The 1,021-nt window shown below is 43.5% G+C and carries 1 protein-coding gene; it reads right to left on the bottom strand.

Annotated elements, in window-relative coordinates:
- Positions 1 to 910, bottom strand: a 910-nt coding sequence (locus tag QYB97_RS25055) for a transposase (protein ID WP_301168716.1), incomplete at its 3' end; no start/stop codon positions are given.
- Positions 911 to 1,021: the final 111 nt, after the last annotated feature.

A 1,021-nucleotide genomic window follows, 5' to 3' on the forward strand; every position in this document is an offset into this window, starting at 1 on the left:
TATCCGTTTTGGAGTAACTGTTCCGATCCTCGAATAATTCGTTCTGTTCCTTATATTTAGCTAAACGAGGCAAGAAGTCTTGTCGAATACGCTTCAAGGGTTTTTTGTAGATCCTGCGCTTCTTACGCATCTCTTTGCGTTTCTCGGTATCCGTTTCCTTCTCGATCGCACTTGTCAGGGACGTGATTTCTTCATCGAGAATCGTGGCGGCTTCTTCTAACGGAAGGGAGAGCTCATCGCTGGTTTCTTCCCCTTCGGGCAATGCTTCGAATTCAGTGAGGCGGTTGATGTGGTGCAGCGTTTCTTGAATGTTCTCTTTCAACTTCGCTTCATGTTTCATGGTGGATTTTTTCCACACGAAAGAATACTTATTGGCATCGGCTTCGATTTTTGTACCATCCAAAAAGTAGTGATCCATTGTAATATACTCGTCCTCGATGAGTTTCCAGATCATGGTTTCAAACAGTTCATCCATCAAGACTTTCATCCGTTGGCCGCGAAAGTCGTTCAACGTTCGGAAATCGGGTTTCTGCATAGCTGCGAGCCACATGGCCGGAAGGTTTTCCTGAAGCAGCTTTTCAATTCCACGACACGAATAGACCTTCTGTGAATACCCGTAGAGGAGGACTTTGATCATCATTTTCGGATGATAGGAGCTCCGTCCGCCGCCGGAGTAATAAGAAAATAGCCGGTCATCAGGAACGGCCTCCACCATTTCATCAATCACACGTGCGACATGGTGGTCTGGAATCCATTCCTGCAGATCGAAGATCATTTGAACTTGTTGGTTATCATACGGTTTGAAAGTGGGAGCTGATTTTTGTTTAGTAGAAGAACTTTCTTGGATTCCCCCTAGAGGAAGGCTCGTTTGCGTGGTATAATTTTCAGTAGTAATCGTAAGATTGCGCATAAAAAATCGTCCTTTCTTTTCGTAAAATTGTTGGTGTGGTAACTTTCATTTTACTAAAGAGGACGATTTTTTTGTGGACTTTTTATAGTATTTTAAAAAAAGGCTGCCAGA

The organism is Fictibacillus fluitans (assembly GCF_030418125.1).
GTDB classification, from domain to species: domain Bacteria; phylum Bacillota; class Bacilli; order Bacillales; family Fictibacillaceae; genus Fictibacillus_C; species Fictibacillus_C fluitans.